At 73.9% G+C, this 21,659-nt stretch carries 18 protein-coding genes; 16 read left to right on the plus strand and 2 right to left on the minus strand.

Going from position 1 to position 21,659, the window contains the following annotated elements; translation table 11 throughout:
• On the plus strand, positions 1-324 hold a 324-nt coding region (locus tag CR162_RS06315; RefSeq protein WP_141563085.1), incomplete at its 5' end, for a zinc-binding dehydrogenase.
• Between the two features lie 67 nt (positions 325-391).
• On the opposite strand, the gene CR162_RS06320 is transcribed toward CR162_RS06315, so the two are convergent.
• On the minus strand, positions 392-1,525 hold the full coding sequence (locus CR162_RS06320; protein ID WP_099094702.1) for a M20 family metallopeptidase: 1,134 nt from the start codon (positions 1,523-1,525) through the stop codon (positions 392-394).
• A gap of 148 nt (positions 1,526-1,673) precedes the next feature.
• Here CR162_RS06320 and CR162_RS06325 point away from each other — a divergent pair, with 148 nt between their 5' ends.
• From CR162_RS06325 to mutL, 9 genes are all read left to right on the plus strand, one after another.
• A complete protein-coding gene (locus tag CR162_RS06325; protein ID WP_099094703.1) occupies positions 1,674-2,255 on the plus strand; it encodes an LOG family protein in 582 nt (193 codons plus the stop codon).
• Between the two features lie 28 nt (positions 2,256-2,283).
• On the plus strand, positions 2,284-3,198 hold the full coding sequence (locus CR162_RS06330; protein ID WP_099094704.1) for a bifunctional riboflavin kinase/FAD synthetase: 915 nt from the start codon (positions 2,284-2,286) through the stop codon (positions 3,196-3,198).
• Positions 3,199-3,451: 253 nt separating this feature from the next.
• Positions 3,452-6,325 (plus strand): isoleucine--tRNA ligase, encoded by a 2,874-nt coding sequence (gene ileS, locus CR162_RS06335; RefSeq protein WP_099094705.1) that lies wholly within the window; start codon positions 3,452-3,454, stop codon positions 6,323-6,325.
• Positions 6,322-6,819 carry a signal peptidase II gene (lspA, locus tag CR162_RS06340; RefSeq protein WP_099094706.1) on the plus strand — a complete coding sequence of 166 codons (498 nt, stop codon included), beginning with the start codon at positions 6,322-6,324 and terminating at the stop codon, positions 6,817-6,819. The genes ileS and lspA overlap by 4 nt, the downstream gene beginning before the upstream one ends.
• Entirely contained in the window at positions 6,816-7,427 is a 612-nt protein-coding gene (locus CR162_RS06345) for a DUF3035 domain-containing protein (protein ID WP_099094707.1), read from the plus strand. The genes lspA and CR162_RS06345 overlap by 4 nt, the downstream gene beginning before the upstream one ends.
• Before the next feature lie 182 nt (positions 7,428-7,609).
• Positions 7,610-9,025 carry a M16 family metallopeptidase gene (locus CR162_RS06350; RefSeq protein WP_099094708.1) on the plus strand — a complete coding sequence of 472 codons (1,416 nt, stop codon included), beginning with the start codon at positions 7,610-7,612 and terminating at the stop codon, positions 9,023-9,025.
• Entirely contained in the window at positions 9,022-10,305 is a 1,284-nt protein-coding gene (locus CR162_RS06355) for a M16 family metallopeptidase (RefSeq protein ID WP_099094709.1), read from the plus strand. Before CR162_RS06350 ends, CR162_RS06355 begins: the two co-directional genes overlap by 4 nt.
• Before the next feature lie 70 nt (positions 10,306-10,375).
• Positions 10,376-12,037: a glucose-6-phosphate isomerase gene (gene pgi, locus CR162_RS06360; RefSeq protein WP_099094710.1), complete on the plus strand. Its 1,662-nt coding sequence runs from the start codon at positions 10,376-10,378 to the stop codon at positions 12,035-12,037.
• A 104-nt stretch (positions 12,038-12,141) separates the two neighbouring features.
• A complete protein-coding gene (gene mutL, locus CR162_RS06365) occupies positions 12,142-13,977 on the plus strand; it encodes a DNA mismatch repair endonuclease MutL (RefSeq protein WP_099094711.1) in 1,836 nt (611 codons plus the stop codon).
• A 6-nt stretch (positions 13,978-13,983) separates the two neighbouring features.
• On the opposite strand, the gene CR162_RS06370 is transcribed toward mutL, so the two are convergent.
• Entirely contained in the window at positions 13,984-14,634 is a 651-nt protein-coding gene (locus tag CR162_RS06370) for a YciI family protein (protein WP_245870161.1), read from the minus strand.
• A 248-nt stretch (positions 14,635-14,882) separates the two neighbouring features.
• Between CR162_RS06370 and rpmI the strand changes: the two genes are divergently transcribed.
• The 6 genes from rpmI (at position 14,883) to mtaB (ending at position 21,418) form a co-directional block, all read left to right on the plus strand.
• The gene (rpmI, locus tag CR162_RS06375; RefSeq protein ID WP_099094712.1) at positions 14,883-15,089 is read left to right on the plus strand and encodes a 50S ribosomal protein L35; all 207 of its coding nucleotides are present in this window, start codon (positions 14,883-14,885) and stop codon (positions 15,087-15,089) included.
• A 17-nt stretch (positions 15,090-15,106) separates the two neighbouring features.
• Entirely contained in the window at positions 15,107-15,478 is a 372-nt protein-coding gene (gene rplT / locus CR162_RS06380) for a 50S ribosomal protein L20 (RefSeq protein ID WP_099094713.1), read from the plus strand.
• 127 nt (positions 15,479-15,605) lie between these two features.
• Positions 15,606-16,688 (plus strand): phenylalanine--tRNA ligase subunit alpha, encoded by a 1,083-nt coding sequence (pheS, locus tag CR162_RS06385; protein ID WP_099094714.1) that lies wholly within the window; start codon positions 15,606-15,608, stop codon positions 16,686-16,688.
• A 6-nt stretch (positions 16,689-16,694) separates the two neighbouring features.
• Entirely contained in the window at positions 16,695-19,163 is a 2,469-nt protein-coding gene (pheT, locus tag CR162_RS06390; protein WP_099094715.1) for a phenylalanine--tRNA ligase subunit beta, read from the plus strand.
• A gap of 120 nt (positions 19,164-19,283) precedes the next feature.
• Positions 19,284-20,123: a diaminopimelate epimerase gene (dapF, locus tag CR162_RS06395; RefSeq protein ID WP_099094716.1), complete on the plus strand. Its 840-nt coding sequence runs from the start codon at positions 19,284-19,286 to the stop codon at positions 20,121-20,123.
• Positions 20,120-21,418, plus strand: a complete 1,299-nt coding sequence (gene mtaB, locus CR162_RS06400) for a tRNA (N(6)-L-threonylcarbamoyladenosine(37)-C(2))-methylthiotransferase MtaB (protein WP_099094717.1) — start codon at positions 20,120-20,122, stop codon at positions 21,416-21,418. The genes dapF and mtaB overlap by 4 nt, the downstream gene beginning before the upstream one ends.
• The last annotated feature ends 241 nt before the right edge of the window (positions 21,419-21,659 follow it).

Consider the following 21,659-nt stretch of genomic DNA (forward strand, 5'->3'; position numbering starts at 1 on the left):
GTGGACCATGTGGTGGAGGTGGGCGGCCCCGGCACGCTGGCGCAGTCCATCGCGGCGACGCGGGTGGGCGGGCACATCTCGCTGATCGGCGTGCTCACAGGGCGCGGCGGCGAGGTGCCGACGGCGGTGCTGATGGCCAGGCAGATCCGGCTCCAGGGGCTGATCGTCGGCAACCGGCGGCAGCAGATGGACCTGGTGCGGGCGCTGGACGCCACGGGCATGAAGCCGGTGATCGACCGGAGCTTCGCGCTGGAGGGGATCGCCGACGCCTTCCGCCACCAGGAGGCGGGGGCGCATTTCGGCAAGATCTGCCTGGAGTTCTGAGGACAGGGTCAGGAAGGGCGGGGGAAGGCCTCTCCTCCCCCTGCCCCGCATCCTTGGCCCGGCCGGCTCAGCCCAGCGTTTCCAGCAGCTCGCACAGCGTGCCGCAGCGCGGCGCCAGCTCGCGCCACAGGATGTGCTCGAACTCGGCATGGGCGCCGGCGCCGGAGCAGCCGAGGCCGTCCAGCGTGGGGATGCCCATGGCGGCGGTGAAGTTGCCGTCCGAGCCGCCGCCCCGGTGCTGCTTCGGCAGGTCGTAGCCGAGCCGGGCGGCGATCGCCTTCGCCTGGGCGTAGAGGGCCAGGTTGCCGGGCCCCTCCTCCATCGGCGGGCGGTTCAGCCCGCCCTCCACATGCACCGTGGTGCCCTCGGGCTGCGGGCCGGCCATGGCCTTGATGGCGGCCTCGATGCGCGCGCCGTCCTCCAGGGTGGCCACACGGAAATCCACCTCGCAGCCCGCCTCGTTCGGGATCACGTTGGGGCGCGTGCCGCCCCAGACGGGGGCGCAGTTGGTGGTGGTGCCGCCGGGCAGGTCCACCAGCGCGTGGATCTGGCCGATCAGCCGCGCCAGCGTCACCACGGCGCTGGCGCCGTCCTGCCAGTTGCCGCCGGCATGCGCGCTCCGGCCCTGCACGCGGATGGTGAAGCGCCCCACCCCCTTGCGGGCGGTGACGCAGCACTTCTCCGCGCCGCCCGCCGGCTCGGGGATCAGCACGGCGCAGGCGCCCGCCGCCTCGCGCTCGATCAGCGCCCGGCTGGTGCCGCTGCCCACCTCCTCGTCCGAGGTCAGCAGCAGGGTAATGGGGCTGCGCGTCGCCACCTTCTGCCGCAGGATCTCCCGCACCGCGTGGAAGGCGAAGAAGCTGCCCGCCTTCATGTCGTAGATGCCGGGGCCATAGGCCTTCTCGCCCTCCACCCGGAAGGGGATGGTGTTGGCCAGCGTGCCGTGGTCCCACACCGTGTCCAGGTGGCCGGCCACCAGCACGGGCTTTCCGGCGCCCGGCGTGCGCGCCACCAGGTGGTCGCCGAAGCCCTTCGTGCCGGGGATCCGCTCGATCACCGCGCCCACCGCGCGCAGCCCGGCCTCGGCCTTGTCCATCAGGCCGTTGATGGCGGCCGCGTCGGTGGTGGGGGTCTCGTGCTCCACCCAGCCGCGGAGTTCCTCCAGCAGGCGTTCGCTGGTGCCGAGTTCGGTGACGGGCATGGGGCGGTTCGCTCCTTCCGGTTGGGCGGGCGGTTGTCGCGCCGCACGGCCAGCTTGTCCATCCGGGCGCGCGCCGCTAAGGCATTGGTCCTCCTTTCCCGGCGGCCGGGCGGACCCGGCCCGGCCGCCAACCGGAATGACTGTGCCGATGAAGCGTGTGTGTGTGTTCTGCGGCTCCAACCCCGGCCTGAACCCGGCCTATGCCTCGGCGGCCCGCGCCATGGGGCAGGCCATTGCGGCGCAGGGGCTGGGCCTCGTCTATGGCGGCGGCCATGTCGGGCTGATGGGCATCGTGGCGGATGCCGCCATGCGCGGGGGGGCGGAGGTCGTCGGCATCATCCCCGAGACGCTGATGAAGCGCGAGGTGGGGCATGGCGCCATCACCGAGCTGCGCGTGGTTTCCACCATGCACGAGCGCAAGGCGATGATGGCCGACCTGGCGGATGGCTTCATCGTGCTGCCGGGCGGCATCGGCACGCTGGAGGAGGCGGTGGAGGCCTTCACCTGGACGCAGCTCGGCATCCACGACAAGGGCCTCGTCTTTCTCGACACCGCCGGCTACTGGCAGCGCATGGGCACGGTGTTCGACCACATGGTGGCCGAGGGCTTCCTGCACGAGAGGCACCGCGCCATGGTCACCTTCGCCCCCGATCCCGACACGGCGCTCGAGGCGCTGGCCCGCTTCACCCCGGTGGCGGTGGAGAAGTGGGCCGAGAAGACGCAGCGCTGAGCCCCGGCCGAGCCATGGTCCACGCCGCATGATCCTCTCGGACTGGAAGGCCATTCCCGAGGCCGCGCGCGGCGCCACCGTGGCGCTGGGCAATTTCGACGGCGTGCATCTCGGCCACCGCGCCGTGCTGCGCGCCGCCCACGCGGCGCGGCCCGGGCTGAAGCTGGTGGCGCTGACCTTCGAGCCGCATCCGCGCGAGCATTTCCGCCCCGACGACCCGCCCTTCCGCCTCACCCTGGCCGAAGCCAAGGCGGGGGCGCTGATGCAGGCGGGCGCGCATTACGTGCTGGCCCTGCCCTTCGACGCCGCGCTCGCCGCCATGCCGGCCGAGGCCTTCGTGGCCGAGGTGCTGCACGGCGCGCTGGCGGCCCGCCACCTGTCCTGCGGCGCCGACTTCGCCTTCGGCCACCGGCGCGGCGGCGACGTGGCCTTCCTCGCCGCCCGCGCCGAGGCGCTGGGCATGGGGCTTTCCGTGGTGCCGCCGGTGACGGATGAGGGCGGCCCCCTTTCCTCCTCCCGCATCCGCCGCGCGCTGCAGGACGGCTATCCGGAACGCGCCGCCAGCGAGCTGGGCCGCCCCTGGGAGATCCGCGGCACCGTCAGCCATGGCGACAAGCGCGGCCGCACCATCGGCTTCCCCACCGCCAACGTGCCGCTCGGCCGCCACCTGGAGCCGGCGCGCGGCGTCTACGCCATCCGCGCCACCCTGGCGGACGGGCAGGTGGTGCCGGGTGTCGCCAATATCGGCCTGCGCCCCACGGTGGGCGGCACGGAAAGCCGGGTGGAGGCGCATCTCTTCGACTATGAGGGCGACCTCTACGGCCAGGAGATCGGCGTGGCGCTGTGGCACTTCCTGCGCCCCGAGCGGCGCTTCCCCGGCCTGCCCGCGCTGGTCGCCCAGATCCAGGCTGACGCCGCCGAGGCCCGCCGCCTGCTGGGCTGAGGCGCCGGCGGGGCGGCCGCCCGCATCCGGCGCGGCGCGCCCGGGGCGGCAAGCGGCGCGCGCTCTCCCTTGACCCCCGCCGCGCGGGGTCGCAAAACGCCGCCATGTCCCGGACGCAGCCTCGGCCGCAGGCGCCCTTGCAGGCGGCGCGAATTAGCTGCCCGGTCCTCTGGCGAGGGCCGGGTTCCCCGACGCGCGCTGCCTTCTTCATGCCCTGAAGCCCGCCCGACCCAGGCGGCATGTGGACCTCCCGATGACCGACGCTCCCGCCCGCGACTACCGCGGCACCGTGTTCCTGCCGCAGACCCCCTTCCCGATGCGCGGCGACCTGCCGAAGCGCGAGCCCGGCTGGCTGGAGCGGTGGGAGAGGATCGGGCTGTGGGACCGCCTGCGCGCCCGGTCCGCGAACCGGGAGAAGTTCGTGCTGCATGACGGCCCGCCCTACGCCAATGGCGCGCTGCATATCGGCCACGCGCTGAACAAGGTGCTGAAGGACGTCATCAACCGCGCCGCCCAGATGAGCGGCCGCGACGCAGAGTACATCCCCGGCTGGGACTGCCACGGCCTGCCGATCGAGTGGAAGGTCGAGGAGGAATACCGCGACCCCAAGGGCAAGCACGGGGGCAGGGGCAAGGATTCCGTTTCCGTGCTGGAGTTCCGCGCCGAGTGCCGCGCCTATGCCGCCCACTGGCTGGACGTGCAGCGCGAGGAGTTCAAGCGCCTGGGCGTCGCCGGCGACTGGGCCGGCCGCTACGCCACCATGGACTTCGCCTCCGAGGCCGCCATCGCCGGCGAGATCGGCAAGTTCCTGATGAACGGCTCGCTCTACCGCGGCCTGCGCCCGGTGATGTGGAGCCCGGTGGAAAAGACCGCGCTGGCCGAGGCGGAGGTCGAGTACCACGACCACAAATCGGCCATCCTCTATGCCGGCTTCCCCATCCTGAAGGCCGCCGCCGCCGATCTGGTGGGCGCCGAGGCGGTGATCTGGACGACCACCCCCTGGACCATCCCGGCCAACCGGGCGCTCGCCTATGGGGCCGAGATCGACTACGCGGTGCTGGTCGTCGATGCCGTGGCGGAGGGGGTGGAGCTGGTCCGCCCCGGCCAGCGCTTCATCGTGGCCGAGGCGCTGATCGGCGCCTTCGCCAAGGAGGTGGGCCTGGCCGCCTTCTCGGTGACGCGCGTCTTCAAGGGCACGGAACTGGCCGGCGCCGTCGCCGCCCACCCGCTGCGGCGCTGGAGCGGGGCGGCGGGCGGCTACCAGTTCGACGTGCCGCTGCTGGAAGGCGAGTTCGTCACCACCGATGCCGGCACCGGCCTCGTCCACCTGGCCCCCGCCCATGGCGAGGACGACTTCCACCTCACCCGCGCCCATGGCATCGCCGTGCCGGAATGCGTGGGCGATGACGGCACCTACACGGTGCAGGCGCCGGGCTTCACCGGACTGCACGTGTTCAAGGCGCATGACGCGGTGTGGGCGGCGCTGGCCGAGACGGGGCATCTGGCGGGCCGCGGTTTCATCACCCACAGCTACCCGCATAGCTGGCGCTCCAAGAAGCCGGTCATCTTCCGCGCCACGCCGCAATGGTTCATCGCCATGGACGATGCCAACCAGATCCGCGCCAAGGCGCTGCAGGCCATCGCCGACACCCATTTCGTGCCGGATATGGGCCGCAACCGCATCGGCTCCATGGTGGCGGCGCGGCCCGACTGGTGCATCAGCCGCCAGCGCGCCTGGGGCGTGCCCATCGCCGTCTTCGTCGAGAAGAAGTCGGGCGAGGTGCTGCGCGACCAGGCGGTGCTGGACCGCATCGACGCCGCCTTCCGCGCCGAAGGGGCGGATGCCTGGTACAAGCCCGGCGCCGCCGCCCGCTTCCTTGGGGAAGGGCGGAACCCGGACGACTACGAGCAGGTGATGGACATCGTCGATGTCTGGTTCGAATCCGGCTCGACCCATGCCTTCGTGCTGCGCGACCGCGGCCTGCCGGTGCCGGCCGACCTGTATCTCGAAGGCTCGGACCAGCATCGCGGCTGGTTCCACTCCTCCCTGCTGGAAAGCGTCGGCAGCCAGGGCTTCGCGCCCTTCAAGGCGATCCTGACGCATGGCTTCGTCCTCGACGAGGGCGGGCGCAAGATGTCCAAGTCGCTTGGCAACGTCACCGCGCCGCAGGAGGTGACCAAGCAGTACGGCGCCGACATCCTGCGCCTGTGGGTGATGAACTCCGACACGGCGGACGACCTGCGCATCGGCAAGAACATCCTGGGCCAGCAGGCGGAGCTCTACCGGCGCATCCGCAACACGCTGCGCTGGCTGCTCGGCAACCTGGACGGCTTCGAGGAGGCCGAGAAGCTCCCCCACGCCGAGCTGCCCGAGCTGGAGCGCTGGGTGCTGCACCGCCTGTCCGAGCTGGATGCCCGCCTGCGCCGCGCGGTGGCCGACCATGACTGGAACGGCGTCTATCCCGAGATCCACGCCTTCTGCGCCACCGACCTCTCGGCCTTCTACTTCGACATCCGCAAGGACAGCCTCTACTGCGACGCGGCCGACAGCCCGCGCCGCCGTGCCGCCCGCACCGTGCTGGACGCGCTGCACCGCTGCCTGACCACCTGGCTCGCCCCCGTGATGCCCTTCACCGCCGAGGAGGCGTGGCTCGCCCGCTTCCCCTCGGAGGACGGCTCCGTCCACCTGCAGGACTTCCCCGCCGTGCCGGCCGAATGGCGGGACGAGGCGCTGGCCGCCAAGTGGGAGCAGGTGCGCGGCATCCGCCGCGCCGTGACCGGCGTGCTGGAGAAGGCGCGCGTGGCGGGCGAGATCGGCTCCTCCCTCCAGGCCGCGCCGGTGCTGCACCTGCCGCCCGGGGCGATGGACCTGTTGCCGGCGGAGGCCTGGGCGGAGCTGTGCATCACGTCCGGCCTGACGCTGTCGGCCGGTCCGGCGCCCGAGGGCGCGCTGGCCGCCGAGGGCGTGGCCGAGGAGATGGCGGGCGCCGCCGCCCGCTTCGCCCCCGCCCCCGGCCAGAAATGCGACCGCTGCTGGCGCGTGCTGCCCGAGGTGGGCGATGCGTCCCGCGCCCATCCGGCACTGTGCTTCCGCTGCGAGGCGGTGGTGGAAAGCAGCCCCGCATGAGCCTGAAGCTCGGCCTGCCGGTGGCCGCCGCCCTGCTGGCGGCGGACCAGGCCAGCAAGTGGTGGATCCTGGAGGTGCTGCGCCTGCCGGAGCGCTTCCAGGTCAAGCTGCTGGATTTCGGCGGCTTCGGCTTCGACTTCACCATGGTGTGGAACCGCGGCGTCACCTTCGGCCTGCTGGCGGGCGACACCGCCTGGCACCGCGCCGGCCTCGCCGTGCTGGCGCTGGCGGTGGTGGCCTTCCTGCTCCGCTGGCTGGCTCGCGCCGAGAACCGCCTCACCGCCGTGGCGCTGGGCGGCATCATCGGCGGCGCCATCGGCAACGTCATCGACCGGCTGCGCTTCGGCGCGGTGGTCGATTTCGCGGATTTCTGGGTAGGCTCCTTCCACTGGTACGTGTTCAACCTCGCCGACGCCGCCATCGTGCTCGGCGTGGTGGCGCTGGTCGCCGATGCCTTGTTCCGCCCCCGTCAGACGGCTAAGGAAATGCCATGAGGCTGCTTCCCTTCCGCTCCCCGGCCTTTCCTCCGGTCCTTCCTCCGGTCCTTCCTCTAGCGCGCGCCGCCATCATGCCGCTCGCCTGCGGGCTGCTGCTCGCCGGCTGCGGCTCGGACACGGCCCGCACCCTCGGCTTCACGCGCGACGCGCCGGACGAGTTCAGCGTGGTCACCCGCGCGCCGCTTTCCCTGCCGCCGACGCTGGGCGACCTGCCGCCGCCGCGCCCGGGCACCCCGCGCCCGCAGGAGCTGCGCGGCCGCGCGGCCGGCGAGGCCACGGTGGCGCCGGGCTCGGCCTTCGGCGTCGGCGCCGCGACCGCTCCCTCCAGCGGCGAGATGGCGCTGCTGGCCGAGGCGGGGCCGCGCGCCGGCAGCGGCATCCGCTCCCAGGTGGACGAGGAGAGCACCCGGCTCGACCAGCCCGACCGCAGCGTGGTGGACCGGCTGATGTTCTGGCGCGACAGCCCGCAGGCCGGCGTCGCCGTCGATCCGCGGCGCGAGTCGCAGCGCCTCCGCGAGAACGCCGCCCTCGGCCGCGAGCCGGTGGATGGCGAGACCCCCGTGATCCAGCGGCGCCGCGAGGGCCTGTTCGAGAGGCTGTTCTGACCCCCCCGGCGCCGGGGGGCGCGAACCGCCGCATGGCGCCGGACGGCGCGCCGCATGAAATGGCGCCAGGCGGCGCGGCACGCGAAATGGCGCCAGGTGGCGCGGCTTCGGGCCTGGCGATGGGCGGCATGTCGCCCGCCGCCCCTGGCGGCCTGGGGGAGGAAGCCCCATGTGAGGCCGCGATGTGCGCCCTTTCCCGTCGCGCGGCCATCTCGGCCGCTGCCGCCCTTCCCGCCCTCGCCGTGCTGCCGCCCGCGCGGAGCCAGGCGCAGCCGGCCCCTCCCCCCTCCGCGCCGCCCGCCGCCCTGCCGGCGGAGAAGCCGCTCTTCGGCGCCAGCCTCTGGACGCTGCCCAACGGGCTGACCGTGGTGCATGCCGAGAACCGGCGCGCGCCGGTGGTGGCGCACTATGTGTTCTACAGCGTGGGCGCGGGCGAGGACCCGGCCGGCAAGTCCGGCCTCGCCCACTTCCTTGAGCACATGATGTTCAAGGGCAGCCCCAACGTGCCCTCCGGCGCCTTTTCCCGCCGCGTGGCGCGGGAAGGCGGGCAGGACAACGCCTTCACCTCGCGCGACGTCACCGCCTACCACCAGCATGTGGAGGCCACCCGCCTCGCCCTGGTGGCGGGCATGGAGGCGGACCGCATGGCCAGCGCCCTGTTTCCCGCCAACGAGATCGAGGCGGAGCGGCAGGTGGTGCAGGAGGAGCGCCGCCAGCGCGTGGAGAGCACCCCGCGCGGCCGCTTCCGCGAGGACTGGGACGCCGCCTTCTGGGGCCGCCAGCACTGGCGCGGCCGGCCGCTGATCGGCTGGCCGGAGGACATCGCCCGCCTGTCGCGCGACGACATGCTGGAGTTCTTCCGCACCTACTACACCCCCGCCAACGCCACGCTGGTGGTGACCGGCGCCATCGGCCGCGATGCCCTGGCGAAGCTGGCGGAGGAGGATTACGGCGGCATCCGGGGCCGCCCCGCCCCCTATGACAAGGGCCGCCGCGACCGCGCCCCCGCCCCCGACGCGCCGCAGGAGGAGCGGCTGGTGCGCCGCGACCCGACGGTGCAGGAGGCCGCCTTCCTGCGCGGCTGGGTGGCGCCCGTCCTGACCGGCACGCCCAGCGAGCACGCCTACCCGCTGGAGGTGCTGTCGCACCTGCTGGGCGGCGGCCAGGGCTCGCGGCTGCACGAGGCGCTGGTGCAGAGCGGCCTCGCCGTGTCCGCCGGCTGCGGCTATGACGGCGACGCCGTCGGCATCGGCAACCTGGAGTTGTTCGTCACGCCGCGGCGGGACACCACCACCGCCCGGCTCGAGGAGGCGGTCGGCGCCTGCATCGGCGGGCTGCTGGAGAAGGGCGTGACCGAGGCGGAGGTGGCGCGCTCCATCCGCCAGCTCACCGCCGGCACGCTGCTGGCGCTGGACAGCCTGGGCACCGCGCCGCGCATCCTGGGCGGCGCGCTTGCCACCGGCCTGCCGCTGGAGGCCATCGAGTACTGGCCCGCCCGCATCCGCGCCGTGACCCGCGCGCAGGTGGAGGCGGCGGCCCGCGCCGTGCTGGCCCGGCCCTCGATGAGCGGCTGGCTGCTGCCGGAGGGCGCGGCATGAGCGCCGACCCCACCGCCCCCGGCTTCTCACTGCCCATCCAGGTGGTGGAGGGCGGCGGCTTCACCGCCTGGCTGGCCGAGGACCATTCGGTGCCGGTGGTCAGCATCGCCTGGTCCTGGCCCGGCGGCGCCGCGCTCGATCCCGAGGGGCAGGAGGGCGCCTCCGCGCTCGCCGCCGCGCTGATGACCGAGGGCGCCGGCGGCCTGTCGGCGCTGGCCTTCGCCGACGCGCTGCGCGACGAGGGCATCGGCCTCGAGTTCAGCGCCTCGCGCGACAGCTTCGACGGCAGCCTGCGCGCCCTCGCCCCCGCCCTGCCGCAGGCGGTGCGCCTCGCCCGGCTGGCGATGACCGAGCCCACCCTGGCCGGGCCGGACGTGGCGCGGCTGCGCGCCCGCGCCATCGCCCGCGCCCGGCAATCGCTGGAAGGGCCGCGCGGCCGCGGCGCCCGTGCCTTCTGGGCCGCCGGATACCCCGACCATCCCGCCGGCCGCCCTTCCGGCGGCACGGAGGAAAGCCTCGCCGCGCTGACGGTGGAGCAGCTCCGCGCCGCGCTGGGGCGGAACCTGCGCCGCATCCCCGGCGGGCCGGACGGGCTGCTGGTGGCGGCCTCCGGCGCCATCACCGCGCCGGAGCTGGCGGCGCTGCTGCCGGAGCTGCTGGGCGCCCTGCCGGAAGGCACCCTGCCCGCCCCGCCGCCGCTGCCCGCCTTCCGCCATTTCGGCACCCAGGTGGTGCCGGTGGCGTCGCCGCAATCCTATCTACTGTTCGGCCAGCCCGGCATTCCGGTGGACGACCCGGACTGGGAGGCGGCGCAGGTGGTGCTGCGCATCCTGTCCGGCGGCGGCTTCACCGCCCGCCTCACCCGCAGCATCCGCGAGGAGCGCGGCCTCACCTATGGCATTGGCGCGGGACTCGACGTGCTGTTCGGCCAGGGCGTGCTGACCGGCTCCTGCGCCACGGTGAACGCGCGGGTGGGCGAGCTGCTTTCCGTGCTGCGCGCCGAATGGAAGCGCATGGCCGATGACGGCCCGACGGCGGAGGAGATGGAGGAGGCGGTGGCCTACATGACCGGCAGCCAGCCGCTCCAGTTCACCGACAGCCGGCGCATCGCCGCCACCCTGCTGGCCATGCGCCGCAACGGCCGCCCGCTGGACTGGCTGGAGCGTCGCCCCGCCCGCTTGGCCGCCATCGGCCGCGAGCAGGCCGCGAAACTCGCCGCCCGCCTGCTCGTTCCCGATCAGCTCTCCGTGACGGTCGCAGGACAACCGGAGGGGTTGTAGCGCGGGGGCTTTAAGGGTTTCCGGTGACGCTCTAGCCTGCTCCCACGGAGTGAAACTGGGGACCGACTACATGACGCTTTCCGCGCGCGAGACCGCCTGGGCCCGGATCCATTCGCTGGCCCAGCGGCCCGGCGCCGGCTCCATCCGGGCCCTGTTCGACGCCGACCCCGAACGCTTCCGGCGCTTCCACCGCCGCGCCTGCGGCATCCTGCTCGACCTGTCCAAGACCTCGATCGACGACGAGGTTCTGGCGGGGCTGCTGGAGCTGGCGCGGGCGGCGCGGGTGACCGAGCGGCGGGACGCCATGGCGGCCGGCCAGATCATCAACCAGACCGAGCGGCGCGCGGTGCTGCACATGGCGCTGCGCGCGCCGCGCAGCGCCGGCTTCCGCGCCGCCCTGCCCGAGGGCGGCTACGAGGATGCCGGCGCCTCGGTCGAGGAAACGCTGGAGCGGATGCGGCAGTTCACCCATGCCATCCACACCGGCGACATCCGCGGCGCCACCGGCGAGACCTTCACCGACGTCATCAACATCGGCATCGGCGGCTCCGACCTCGGCCCCTTCATGGTGGGCCGCGCGCTGTGGACGGTGCGCTCGCCGATGCGGCCCCTCTACCTGGCCAATGCCGACGCGCACAACTGGGAAGCCATCCGCCCGCGGCTGAACCCGCACCGCACCCTGATGCTGGTCGCCTCCAAGACCTTCACCACCGCCGAGACCATGGCCAATGCCCGGGTGGTGCGCGGCTGGCTGGAGCGCAACCTGGGCGAGGCGGGCGCGCGCCGGCACATGGTCGCGCTGTCCACCAACACCGAGGCCACCACGGCCTTCGGCATCGCGCCGGAGCGGGTGTTCGGCTTCCATGACTGGGTGGGCGGGCGGTTCTCGCTGTGGTCGGCCATCGGCCTGTCCATCGCGCTGAGCTGCGGCTGGGACGAGTTCGCCCAGCTCCTGGCCGGCGCCCGCTCGATGGACGAGCACTTCCTGTCGGCGCCGCCCGAGGAGAACCTGCCGCTGCTGCTGGCGCTGATCACCGCCTGGCACGTCAACGGGCTGGGGCTGAAGGCGCACGCCATCCTGCCCTATGACCACCGCCTGTCCCGCTTTCCCGCCCATCTCCAGCAGCTGGAGATGGAAAGCCTGGGCAAGCGCGTGACCCTCTCGGGCGAGCCGGTGCGGCATGAGACGGGGCCGGTGATCTTCGGCGAGCCGGGCACCAACGCACAGCACTCCTTCATGCAGCTGCTGCACCAGGGCACCACCCCCGTGCCGGCGGATTTCGTGCTGGTGGCCAACCCGAACCACCCCTACGCCGACAACCACCGCCTGCTGCTGGCCAACGGCCTGGCCCAGGCCGAGGCGCTGCTGCGCGGCCGCACCGCACCGGAGGTGACGGAGGAGATGCGCCGCGCCGGCACGCCGGAGGAGGAGATCGCCCGCCTCCTGCCGCACCGCCTCTTCCCCGGCGACCGGCCGAGCACCACCTTGCTGCTGGAGCGGCTGGACGCCTACACGCTGGGCCAGCTCGTGGCGCTCTACGAGCACAAGGTGTTCTGCCTGGGCGCGCTGTGGGACATCGACGCCTTCGACCAATGGGGGGTGGAGCTCGGCAAGCAGCTCGCCAAGTCCATCCTGCCGGAGCTGGAGCCCGCGGGGCGGGTGGGCAGCCACGACCCTTCCACGGCGGGGCTGATCGGGCGCATCCGCGCCATGCAGGGCAACCCCGACTGAACGGGCGGCGGGAGGAAGGGCGCCCCTCCCTCCCCTTCCTGCCGCCGCGGCTTTTCGGGCGCGCCTGCGGCGCCGCCCCGCATTCCGCGCTATAAGGGGCGGGCATGGACCGCATCCGCCTCCTTTCCGCCACCACGGCCGACCGCATCGCGGCCGGCGAGGTGGTGGAGCGCCCCGCCGCCGCCGTGAAGGAGCTGGTGGAGAACGCGCTGGATGCCGGCGCCCGCCGCATCCGCGTGGCGCTGGAGGGCGGCGGCACCGGGCGCATCCTGGTGGAGGATGACGGCGCCGGCATGTCGGCGGCCGACCTCGCCCTGTGCATCGAGCGCCACGCCACCTCGAAGCTGCCGGAGGAGGCGGCGCTGTTCCGCATCAGCACGCTGGGCTTCCGGGGCGAGGCGCTGCCCTCCATCGGCGCCGTGGCGCGGCTTTCCATCACCAGCCGCCCGCAGGGCGGCGAGGCGCACCAGATCAGCGTGGAAGGCGGGCTGAAGGGCGAGCTGCGCCCCGCCGCCGGCGCGCCCGGCACCCGCGTCGAGGTGCGCGACCTGTTCTACGCCACCCCCGCCCGCCGCAAGTTCCTCAAGACCCCCGGCACCGAGGCCGGCCACGCGGTGGAGGCGGTGCGCCGCCTGGCCATGGCCTGGCCGGAGGTGGCCTTCCGGATGGAGGTGGAGGGGCGCGCCGTGCTGAACCTCGCCCCCGCCGACCGCGCCGGCCGCCTCGCCGCGCTGCTGGGGCCGGACTTCGCCGCCGCCGCCGTGCCGGTGGGCGGCGCCTCCTGGGAGGCGCTGACGCTGGAGGGCATGGCCGCCCTGCCCGGCCTGACCCGCGCCACGGCGGCCGAGCAGCACCTCGTCGTCAACCGCCGCCCCGTGCGGGACCCGCTGCTGCGCGCGGCGCTGCGCGTCGCTTATCGCGACCTCATCGCCCCCGGGCGGCACCCCGTGGCCGCCCTGTTCATCGACCTCCCCCCCGAGATGGTGGATGTGAACGTCCACCCGATGAAGACCGAGCTGCGCTTCCGCGAGGCGGGCGCGGTGCGCGGCGCGCTGATCTCGGCGCTGCGCCGGGCGCTGGCGGTGGGGGCGGGCGCCGTGGCGGAGCCGGCCGGCCATGCCGGGGCGGCGGCGCGGGAAGAGGCGGCGGATGCCATGGCCTGGGGGAGCGCGCCGCCCCGGCCGGAGCTCCAGCCCGCCGGCTTCGCCGAGGCGGAGCCGGCCTTTGCCGGGCCGCGCGCGCATGGCTTCTCCTGGCAACCAGGCCTGCGCCTCACCCTGCCCCGCCCCGTTACGCCCGGGCCAGGGCAGGCGCCGGAGCCGGCACCGCTCCCGCCGCCCGCTCCGGCCGTGGAGGAAGGCCCGCTGGGCCGCCCCGTGGCGCAGCTGATGGAAACCTACATCCTGGCCGAGGCGCCGGATGGCGCGCTGGTGCTGGTGGACCAGCACGCGGCGCATGAGCGGCTGACGCATGAGGCCTTCCGCGCGCAGCTGCTGGAAGGGCGGGTGCGCAGCCAGCCCCTGCTGCTGCCCGCGGTGGTGGAGCTCGGCGCGCTGGAGTGCGGGCGGCTGCTGGAGGCCGCCCCCGCCCTGGAGCGGCTGGGGCTGGAGCTGGAGGGCTTCGGCCCCGGCGCCGTGCTGGTGCGCGCGCTGCCCGCCCTGCTCGGCAACCCCGACCCCGCGCCCCTGCTGCGCGACCTGTGCGCCGAGCTGGCCGAATGGGAGGAAAGCACGGCGCTGGAGCGGCGGCTGGATGCCGCCATCGCGCGGCTGGCCTGCCATGGGTCGATCCGCGCCGGGCGGCGGCTCAACCCGGCCGAGATGGACGCGCTGCTGCGCCAGATGGAAGCCACGCCCCGCGCCTCCACCTGCAGCCATGGGCGCCCCACCTGGCTGCGCCTCGGCAGGCCCGAATTCGAGAAGCTGTTCGGCCGGCGCTGAGCGCGCTCAGCCCGCGCCGGCCTGGGAAGTGCCCGGCAGCGGGCGCCAGGGCAGCGGCGCGAAGCGGGTGGCGTGCCAGGAAACCTCCCGCCACACCCCTTCCCGCACATACGGGTCCTCCGCCCACCAGGCCCGGGCCGCCTCCGCCGCCGGATGCGCGGTGATGGCTACCGAGCCCACCATCCGCCCGCCCGGCGCGTCCAGGATCGCGCCGCCCAGCGCCAGCGTGCCGTCCAGCGCGGCGGGCCGGACCCGGGCGAAATGCGCCTCCCGCGCCGCCAGCCGCCGCGCCTCCGCCCCCGCGTCCCGGCCATCCCAGGCGATGGCGATGGTGTGGGTGGGATGAGACGGCGCCGGCCCCGTGGGCAGTGGCCGGTAGGGCAGCGGCGCGAGGCGGAACGCATGCACCGCGTGGCTCCGCCAGATGCCTTCCCGGCGGAAGGGCTCGGCATCGAGGTAGCGCTCCAGCGCCTCCGGCATGACAAGCATGAGCGAGCCGCCATAGGCGCCCTCCGCGCCGAGCAGCGGCACGCCGGCGATCAGCTCCCCCGCCGCCGCCATGGGCGCGATCAGCGCCAGATGCGCCGCCCGCGCCGCGCCGATCCGCGCCTCTGCATCCTCGGCCGCCTGCGCCAGGACCAGCCGGCATTCCGTCATCGTCGCTTCCTTTCCCGCCGGATCCCGGGGCGGCATGCTGCGCCAGGATCGCCGCCATGGCCAGGGCCGCTGCCCCGCCCGGAGCCGCGGCGGCATGGCCTCCGAATCGGCCTTCGGCCTTGCCGCGCGTCCCCGGCATGGCTATACCCCCGCCTCTTCCCGCGCGTCCGGGCCTGTAGGGCATGCCCGGCCGCGGTTCCGCGTCCGCCTCTCCGGGGGCAGGGCGCTTCAGGACCAGGAGTACCGAAATGCCCAAGATGAAGACGAAGTCGAGCGTGAAGAAGCGCTTCCGGCTGACGGCGACGGGTCTGGTGAAGGCCGGCGCCGGCAACAAGCGCCACATGCTGACCGCCAAGACCAACAAGATGAAGCGGCAGAACCGCGGCGCCTTCGTGCTGGAGAAGCAGGATGGCGACACGGTGAAGCAGTGGATGCCGTACGGTTCGGCCCGGTAAGTCAGAGGATCTGAACCATGGCTCGTGTTAAGCGCGGCGTTGTCGCCCACGCCCGTCACAAGAAGGTCCTCAAGCTCGCCAAGGGCTATGTCGGCCGTTCCTCCAAGGCTTATCGCCCCGCGCTCGAGCGCGTCGAGAAGGCCCTCCAGTATGCCTACCGCGACCGCCGCGTTAAGAAGCGTGAGTTCCGCGGCCTGTGGATCCAGCGGATCAATGCCGCGACCCGCGAGCATGGCCTGACCTACTCGAAGTTCATCGCCGGCCTGAAGGCCGCGAACATCGAGCTGGACCGCAAGGTGCTGGCCGCCATTGCCTTCGAGGACACCGCCGCCTTTGGCGCCCTGGTCGAGAAGGCCAAGGCGGCGCTGCCGGCTTCGGCCGAGGCGTGATCTCCGCCCTCCTCTGAGGGGGCTGCGATGACCGAGCCGCCGCCGCCCTGGGCTTCCAGGGCGTCCGGCGGCTCTTTTCGTATCGGGCTCACCTGATACCGGATCTGGCACGGACGGGACGAAACCCATGACGGATGACCTCGCCACCCTGCAGGCGGAGACCGAGGCCGCGCTGGCCGCCGCCGCCGACCTCCGCGCGCTGGATGCGGTGCGGGTGGGCACGCTGGGCAAGAGCGGCGCGCTGACGGCGCTGCTGAAGGGGCTGGGCGCCGTGCCCGCCGACCAGCGCAAGGAGCGCGGCGCCGCCGTGAACCGGCTGAAGGCCACGCTGGAGGCCGCCATCGAGGCGCGCCGGGTGGCGCTCGATGCCGCCGCGCTGGAGGCGCGCCTGAGCGCCGAGCGGCTGGACGTGACCCTGCCGCCCCGCCCCTTCCCCGCGGGCGGCGCCGAGCAGGGCGCCATCCACCCCATCGCCCGCACGGTGGAGGAGATCGTGGCGATCTTCGGCGCCATGGGCTTCGCGCTCGCCGAGGGGCCGGACATCGAGGGCGACTGGTTCAATTTCGGCGCGCTGAACATCCCGGACCACCACCCGGCGCGGCAGGACCACGACACCTTCTACGTCCCCGCCGGCCCCGACGGGCGCCGCCCCGTGCTGCGCACCCACACCAGCCCGGTGCAGATCCGCACCATGCTGGCGCAGGAGCCGCCCATCCGCGTCATCGTCCCCGGCCGCACCTGGCGCGCCGACCATGACGCCACCCACTCCCCCATGTTCCACCAGGTGGAGGGGCTGGTGATCGACCGTGGCATCACGCTCGGCCACCTCAAGGGCTGCCTGATCGACTTCCTGCGCGCCTTCTTCGGCATCAGCGACCTGCCGGTGCGCTTCCGCGCCTCCTACTTCCCCTTCACCGAGCCCTCGATGGAGGTGGATATCGGCTGGAACCGCAGGACGGGCGAGCTCGGAAAAGGCGGCGACTGGCTGGAGATCCTGGGCTCCGGCATGGTCCACCCCAAGGTGCTGGCCAATTGCGGCATCGACCCGCGCGAGTGGCAGGGCTTCGCCTTCGGCATGGGCATCGAGCGCATCACCATGCTCAAGCACGGCATCCCGGACCTCCGCCCCTTCTACGAGAGCGACGTGCGCTGGCTGCGCCACTACGGCGCGCCCGTGCTGTCTCCCGCCACCCTGGCCGAAGGGGTCTGACCGGCCATGAAGTTCTCCCTCAGCTGGCTGAAGCAGCACCTGGAAACCGAGGCGAGCCTCGACCAGGTCACCGCCGCCCTCAACACCATCGGCCTGGAGGTCGAGGGGGTGGAGGACCGCGGCGCGGCGCTCGCCCCCTTCCGCATCGCCCATGTGGTGGAGGCGGCGCAGCACCCGAACGCCGACCGCCTCCGCGCCTGCAAGGTGGATGTGGGCGATGGCGTGATCCGCTCCGTGGTCTGCGGCGCGCCCAACGCCCGCACCGGCATGAAGGCGGTGCTGGGCCTGCCCGGCGCCTATGTCCCCGGCACCGGCATCACCCTGAAGGTGGGCGAGATCCGCGGCGTCAAGAGCGAGGGCATGATGTGCTCCTCGCGCGAGCTGGGCCTCGGCGACGACCATGAGGGCATCATCGACCTGCCGGCGGACGCGCCGGTGGGCGTGCCCTATGCCACATGGGCCGGGCTCGACGACCCGGTGGTGGAGATCTCCATCACGCCGAACCGGGGCGACGCGCTCTCGGTGCGCGGCATCGCGCGCGACCTCGCCGCCGCAGGCCTCGGCACGCTGAAGCCCTTCGCGCCGGAGAAGGTGCCGGGCGTCTATCCCTCGCCGCTCCGCTGGGTGGTGGAGGACAGCGTGGCCTGCCCCTGGGTGCTCGGCCGCGCCGTGCGGGGCGTGACCAACGGCCCCTCGCCCAAATGGCTGCAGGACCGGCTGGTCTCCATCGGCCTGCGCCCGATCAACGCGCTGGTCGACATCACCAACTTCTTCACCTTCGACCTCGGCCGCCCGCTGCACGTCTTCGACGTGGCCAAGGTGAAGGGGGACAGCCTGTTCCTCCGCCCCGGCCGCGCGGGCGAGAGCTTCCTGGCGCTGAACGGCAGGCCGGTGGCCGTGACGCCGGAGGACCTCGTCATCGCCGATGCGGAGGCGGTGGAGAGCCTGGCCGGCATCATGGGCGGCGAGCATTCCGGCTCCGACGGGAACACGCGCGAGGTGTTCATCGAGTGCGCGCTGTTCGACCCGGTGCGCATCGCGCTGTCCGGCCGCCGGCACGAGCTGCGCTCGGACGCCCGCCAGCGCTTCGAGCGCGGCATCGACCCGGCGCTGCTGCCGGACGCGCTGGAAGCCGCCACCGCCATGGTGATCGCGCTTTGCGGCGGCGAGGCGTCGGAGATCGCCGTGGCCGGGGCGGAACCCTCGTGGCGGCGCGAGGCCAGCCTGCGCTTCGAGCGCATCATGGGCCTCGGCGGCGCCGAGATCGACGCCGGCACGGCGGTGGCCACGCTGGAGCGGCTCGGCTTCGGCGTGGTGGCGCGGGACGCGGAGCGGGTGACGGTGTCCGTCCCCTCCTGGCGCAACGACATCGCGGGAGGGGGCACGCTGACCCAGGCCCCCGCCCTGCCGGCGGAAAAGGCGCGCGCCGCCGCCGAGGGCTGCGCCGCCACCGAGCCGGAATGCGACCTGCTGGAGGAGGTGCTCCGCATCCACGGGCTGGACCGCATCCCGCCCATGTCGCTGCCCGTCGCCTCCCCCGTGCCGAAGCCCGCCCTGACGCCGAGGCAGGCCCGCGCCGTGCTGGCCCGCCGGACGCTCGCCGCGCGCGGCATGCTGGACTGCGTCTCCTTCGGCTTCATCGACGGCAGGCTGGCGGCGAAGTTCGGCGATACCCCGGCGGCGCTGCGGCTGGAGAACCCGATCGCCGCCGATCTCGACCAGATGCGCCCCACCCCGGTGGCCAGCCTGGCCCAGGCGGCGGCGCGCAACGCCGCGCGCGGCTATCCGGACGTGGCGCTGTGCGAGCTGGGCGCCGCCTATCGCGGCATCACGCCCGAAGGCCAGCTCACGGTGGCCGCCGGCCTCCGCACGGGCGGGACGCCGCGCCACTGGGACGCCCCCGCCCGCGCGGTGGACGCGATGGACGCCAAGGGCGACGCGCTGGCCGTGCTGGCCGCGCTCGGCGTGCCGGCGGCGGCGCTGTCGGTCACCGCCGATGCGCCCGGCTACTACCATCCCGGCCGCTCGGGCGTGGTGCGGCAGGGGCCCAAGGTGGTGCTGGCGCAGTTCGGCGAGCTGCACCCGAAGCTGCGGGAGGAGCTGGGCCTGCCCGGCCCGGCCGTGGCCTTCGAGGTGTTCCTCGACGCCATCCCCGAGCCCAAGCGCCGGAAGAAGGGGGCGCCCGACCTGCCCGCCTTCCAGCCCTTGCGGCGCGACTTCGCTTTCCTGGTGGATAGCACCGTGCCGGCCGAGGCCCTGCTGCGCGCTGCGCGCGGGGCGGAGCGGAGCCTGATCACCGAAGTGGCGCTGTTCGACCGCTACGCCGGCGAGAAGCTGCCCGAGGGCAAGGTCTCGCTGGCGCTGGAGGTGACGCTGCAGCCGCGCGAGGCGACGCTGACGGACGCGGAGATCGAGGCGGTGGGTGCCAAGATCGTCGCGGCGGTGGGCAAGGCCACGGGGGCCACGCTGCGTTGAAAAAACAGGTGCGGGGGAAGGAATTCCCCCGCGCCCCCATCTTTTTTCTGCAAGTTCATGGCAGGGACGGCAACAGGCTGCCCCTTCATTTCGGCGGCCGCGCGGGGCATATCCGGGGCCATGATCCCCTTCCGGAAGATGCACGGGCTGGGCAATGACTTTGTCATCGTCGATGCCCGTCCCGCCCCGCTGCCGCTCACGCCCGCCCGCATCGCCGCGCTGTCGGACCGTCACCACGGCATCGGCTGCGACCAGTTCATCACGCTGGAGCCGGAAGCGGAGGCCGATGTCTTCATGCGCATCCACAACCCGGACGGCTCCGAGGCCGGCGCCTGCGGCAACGCCACGCGCTGCGTCGCCCACCTGCTGATGGCTGAGACGGGGCGGGACGCGGTCGTGGTCCGCACCATCCGTGGCGACCTGCCCTGCGAGCGGCTGGCGGACGGCCCCCACGGAACGAACTGGATCCGCGCCGACATGGGGCCGCCCATGCTCGGCTGGCGGGAGGTGCCGCTGGCGGAGGCGATGGAAACGCTGCACCTGCCGATCGACCTTGGCCCCGTCTCCGATCCGGCCGCCTGCTCCATGGGCAACCCGCACGCCACCTTCTTCGTGGAGGCGCTGGACGGGCTGGACTGGCGGGCGCTGGGCCCCGTGGCCGAGCACCACGCGCTGCTGCCCGAGCGGGCCAATATCGGCTTCGCCGAGGTGCTGGCGCCGGACCATATCCGCGTCGCCATCTGGGAGCGCGGCGCGGGCCCGACGCTGGCCTGCGGCTCCGGCGCCTGCGCCACGCTGGTCAACGCCCACCGCCGGGGCCTGGCCGGCCGCCGCGCGCGGATCGACCTGCCCGGCGGCGCGCTGGAGGTCGAGTGGCGGCTGGATGGCCATGTGCTGATGGCCGGCCCCGTGGCCACCGCCTTTCTGGGCCGCTTCGACCCCGCGGCCTGGCCGGAATGAACGCCGCCCCGCCCGAGGATGGTGGCCCGGCGCCGGCCGAGGCGCTTTCGCGAGGTCCGGTGCGGGTGCTCAGCTTCGGCTGCCGGCTGAACACCTATGAAAGCATCGCCATGCGCGAGCTGGCGCTGCGGGCGGGGCATGAGCGCGCCATCCTGGTCAACACCTGCGCCGTCACGGCGGAGGCCGAGCGCCAGGCGCGCAAGGCCATCCGCCGCGCCGCGCGGGAGCATCCGGGCGCGCCCATCATCGTCACCGGCTGCGCCGCGCAGATCGCGCCCGAGGCCTGGGCGGCGCTGCCGGGGGTCGCGCGCGTCATCGGCAACGCCGAGAAGCTGAAGCCGGAAGCCTGGGCGCCCGCCGCGCCACCCGCGCCGGTGCCCGACATCATGGCCGCGCGCGAGACGGCGGCGCATCTCGTCACCGAGTTCGCCGGCCGCGCGCGCGCCTTCGTGCAGGTGCAGCAGGGCTGCGACCACCGCTGCACCTTCTGTGTCATCCCCTATGGGCGGGGGCCGTCGCGCTCGGTGCCGCTCGGCGCCATCGTCGCGCAGGTCCGGGCGGTGCTGGAAGCCGGCTACCGCGAGGTGGTGCTGACGGGGGTGGACATCGCCAGCTACGGCACCGACCTGCCGGGCCGGCCGCCGCTCGGCCAGATGGCGCGCCGGCTGCTGGCCCTGGTGCCGGAGCTGCCGCGCCTGCGCCTTTCCTCGCTGGACCCGGCGGCGATGGACGAGGACCTCTGGCGCCTGCTGGCCGAGGAGCCGCGGCTGATGCCGCATCTGCACCTGTCCCTCCAGCATGGCGCCGACCTGATCCTGAAGCGCATGAAGCGCCGCCACGGCCGCGCGGAGGCGCTGGGCTGCGCGCGCCGCGCCCAGGCGCTGCGCCCCGGCCTCGCCCTCGGCGCGGACCTGATCGCCGGCTTCCCCACCGAGACGGAGGCGCATTTCGCGCAGATGTTGGCGCTGGTGGAGGAGGCGGGGCTCTCCTTCCTGCACGTCTTCCCCTATTCCGAACGGCCGGGCACGCCCGCCGCGCGGATGCCGCAACTGCCGCCCACCCTGCGCCGCGAGCGCGCCGCCCGGCTGCGCGCCGCCGGCGCCGAGGCCGCCGCGCGCTTCTACAACGCCCGTCTGGGACAGGAGGAATCGGTGCTGCTGGAAAGTCCCGATCGAGGCCATACCGAGCATTTCGCCCCGCTGCGCCTGGTGGGCAGCGCCGGCCGCCACGGCCAGCTGCTGCGCGCGCGGGTGACCGCCGCCGGGCCGGACGGCCTGCTGGCCGAGGTGGCCTGAGCCATGGCGCTGCGCGACCTCTGGGCCAGGCTGACCGGCCGCGAGAAGGACAGGGCGGCCGAGGAAGCGGCCCCGCCGCCGGTGCCGCCGGCGGCCGAGCCGCCCTCCCCCGATAATCCCTCCTCGCTGGTTCCGCAGCCGGCGCCCTCCCCCGCCCCCGTGGCGCCGCCGGCGCCGCCGCCAGCCCCCGCGCCCGAGGCGCTCGTGCCGGAGGAGCCCGGCGTTCCGCCCTCCGCCCAGC

Source organism: Teichococcus rhizosphaerae (genome assembly GCF_002631185.1).
Classification (GTDB): domain Bacteria; phylum Pseudomonadota; class Alphaproteobacteria; order Acetobacterales; family Acetobacteraceae; genus Pseudoroseomonas; species Pseudoroseomonas rhizosphaerae.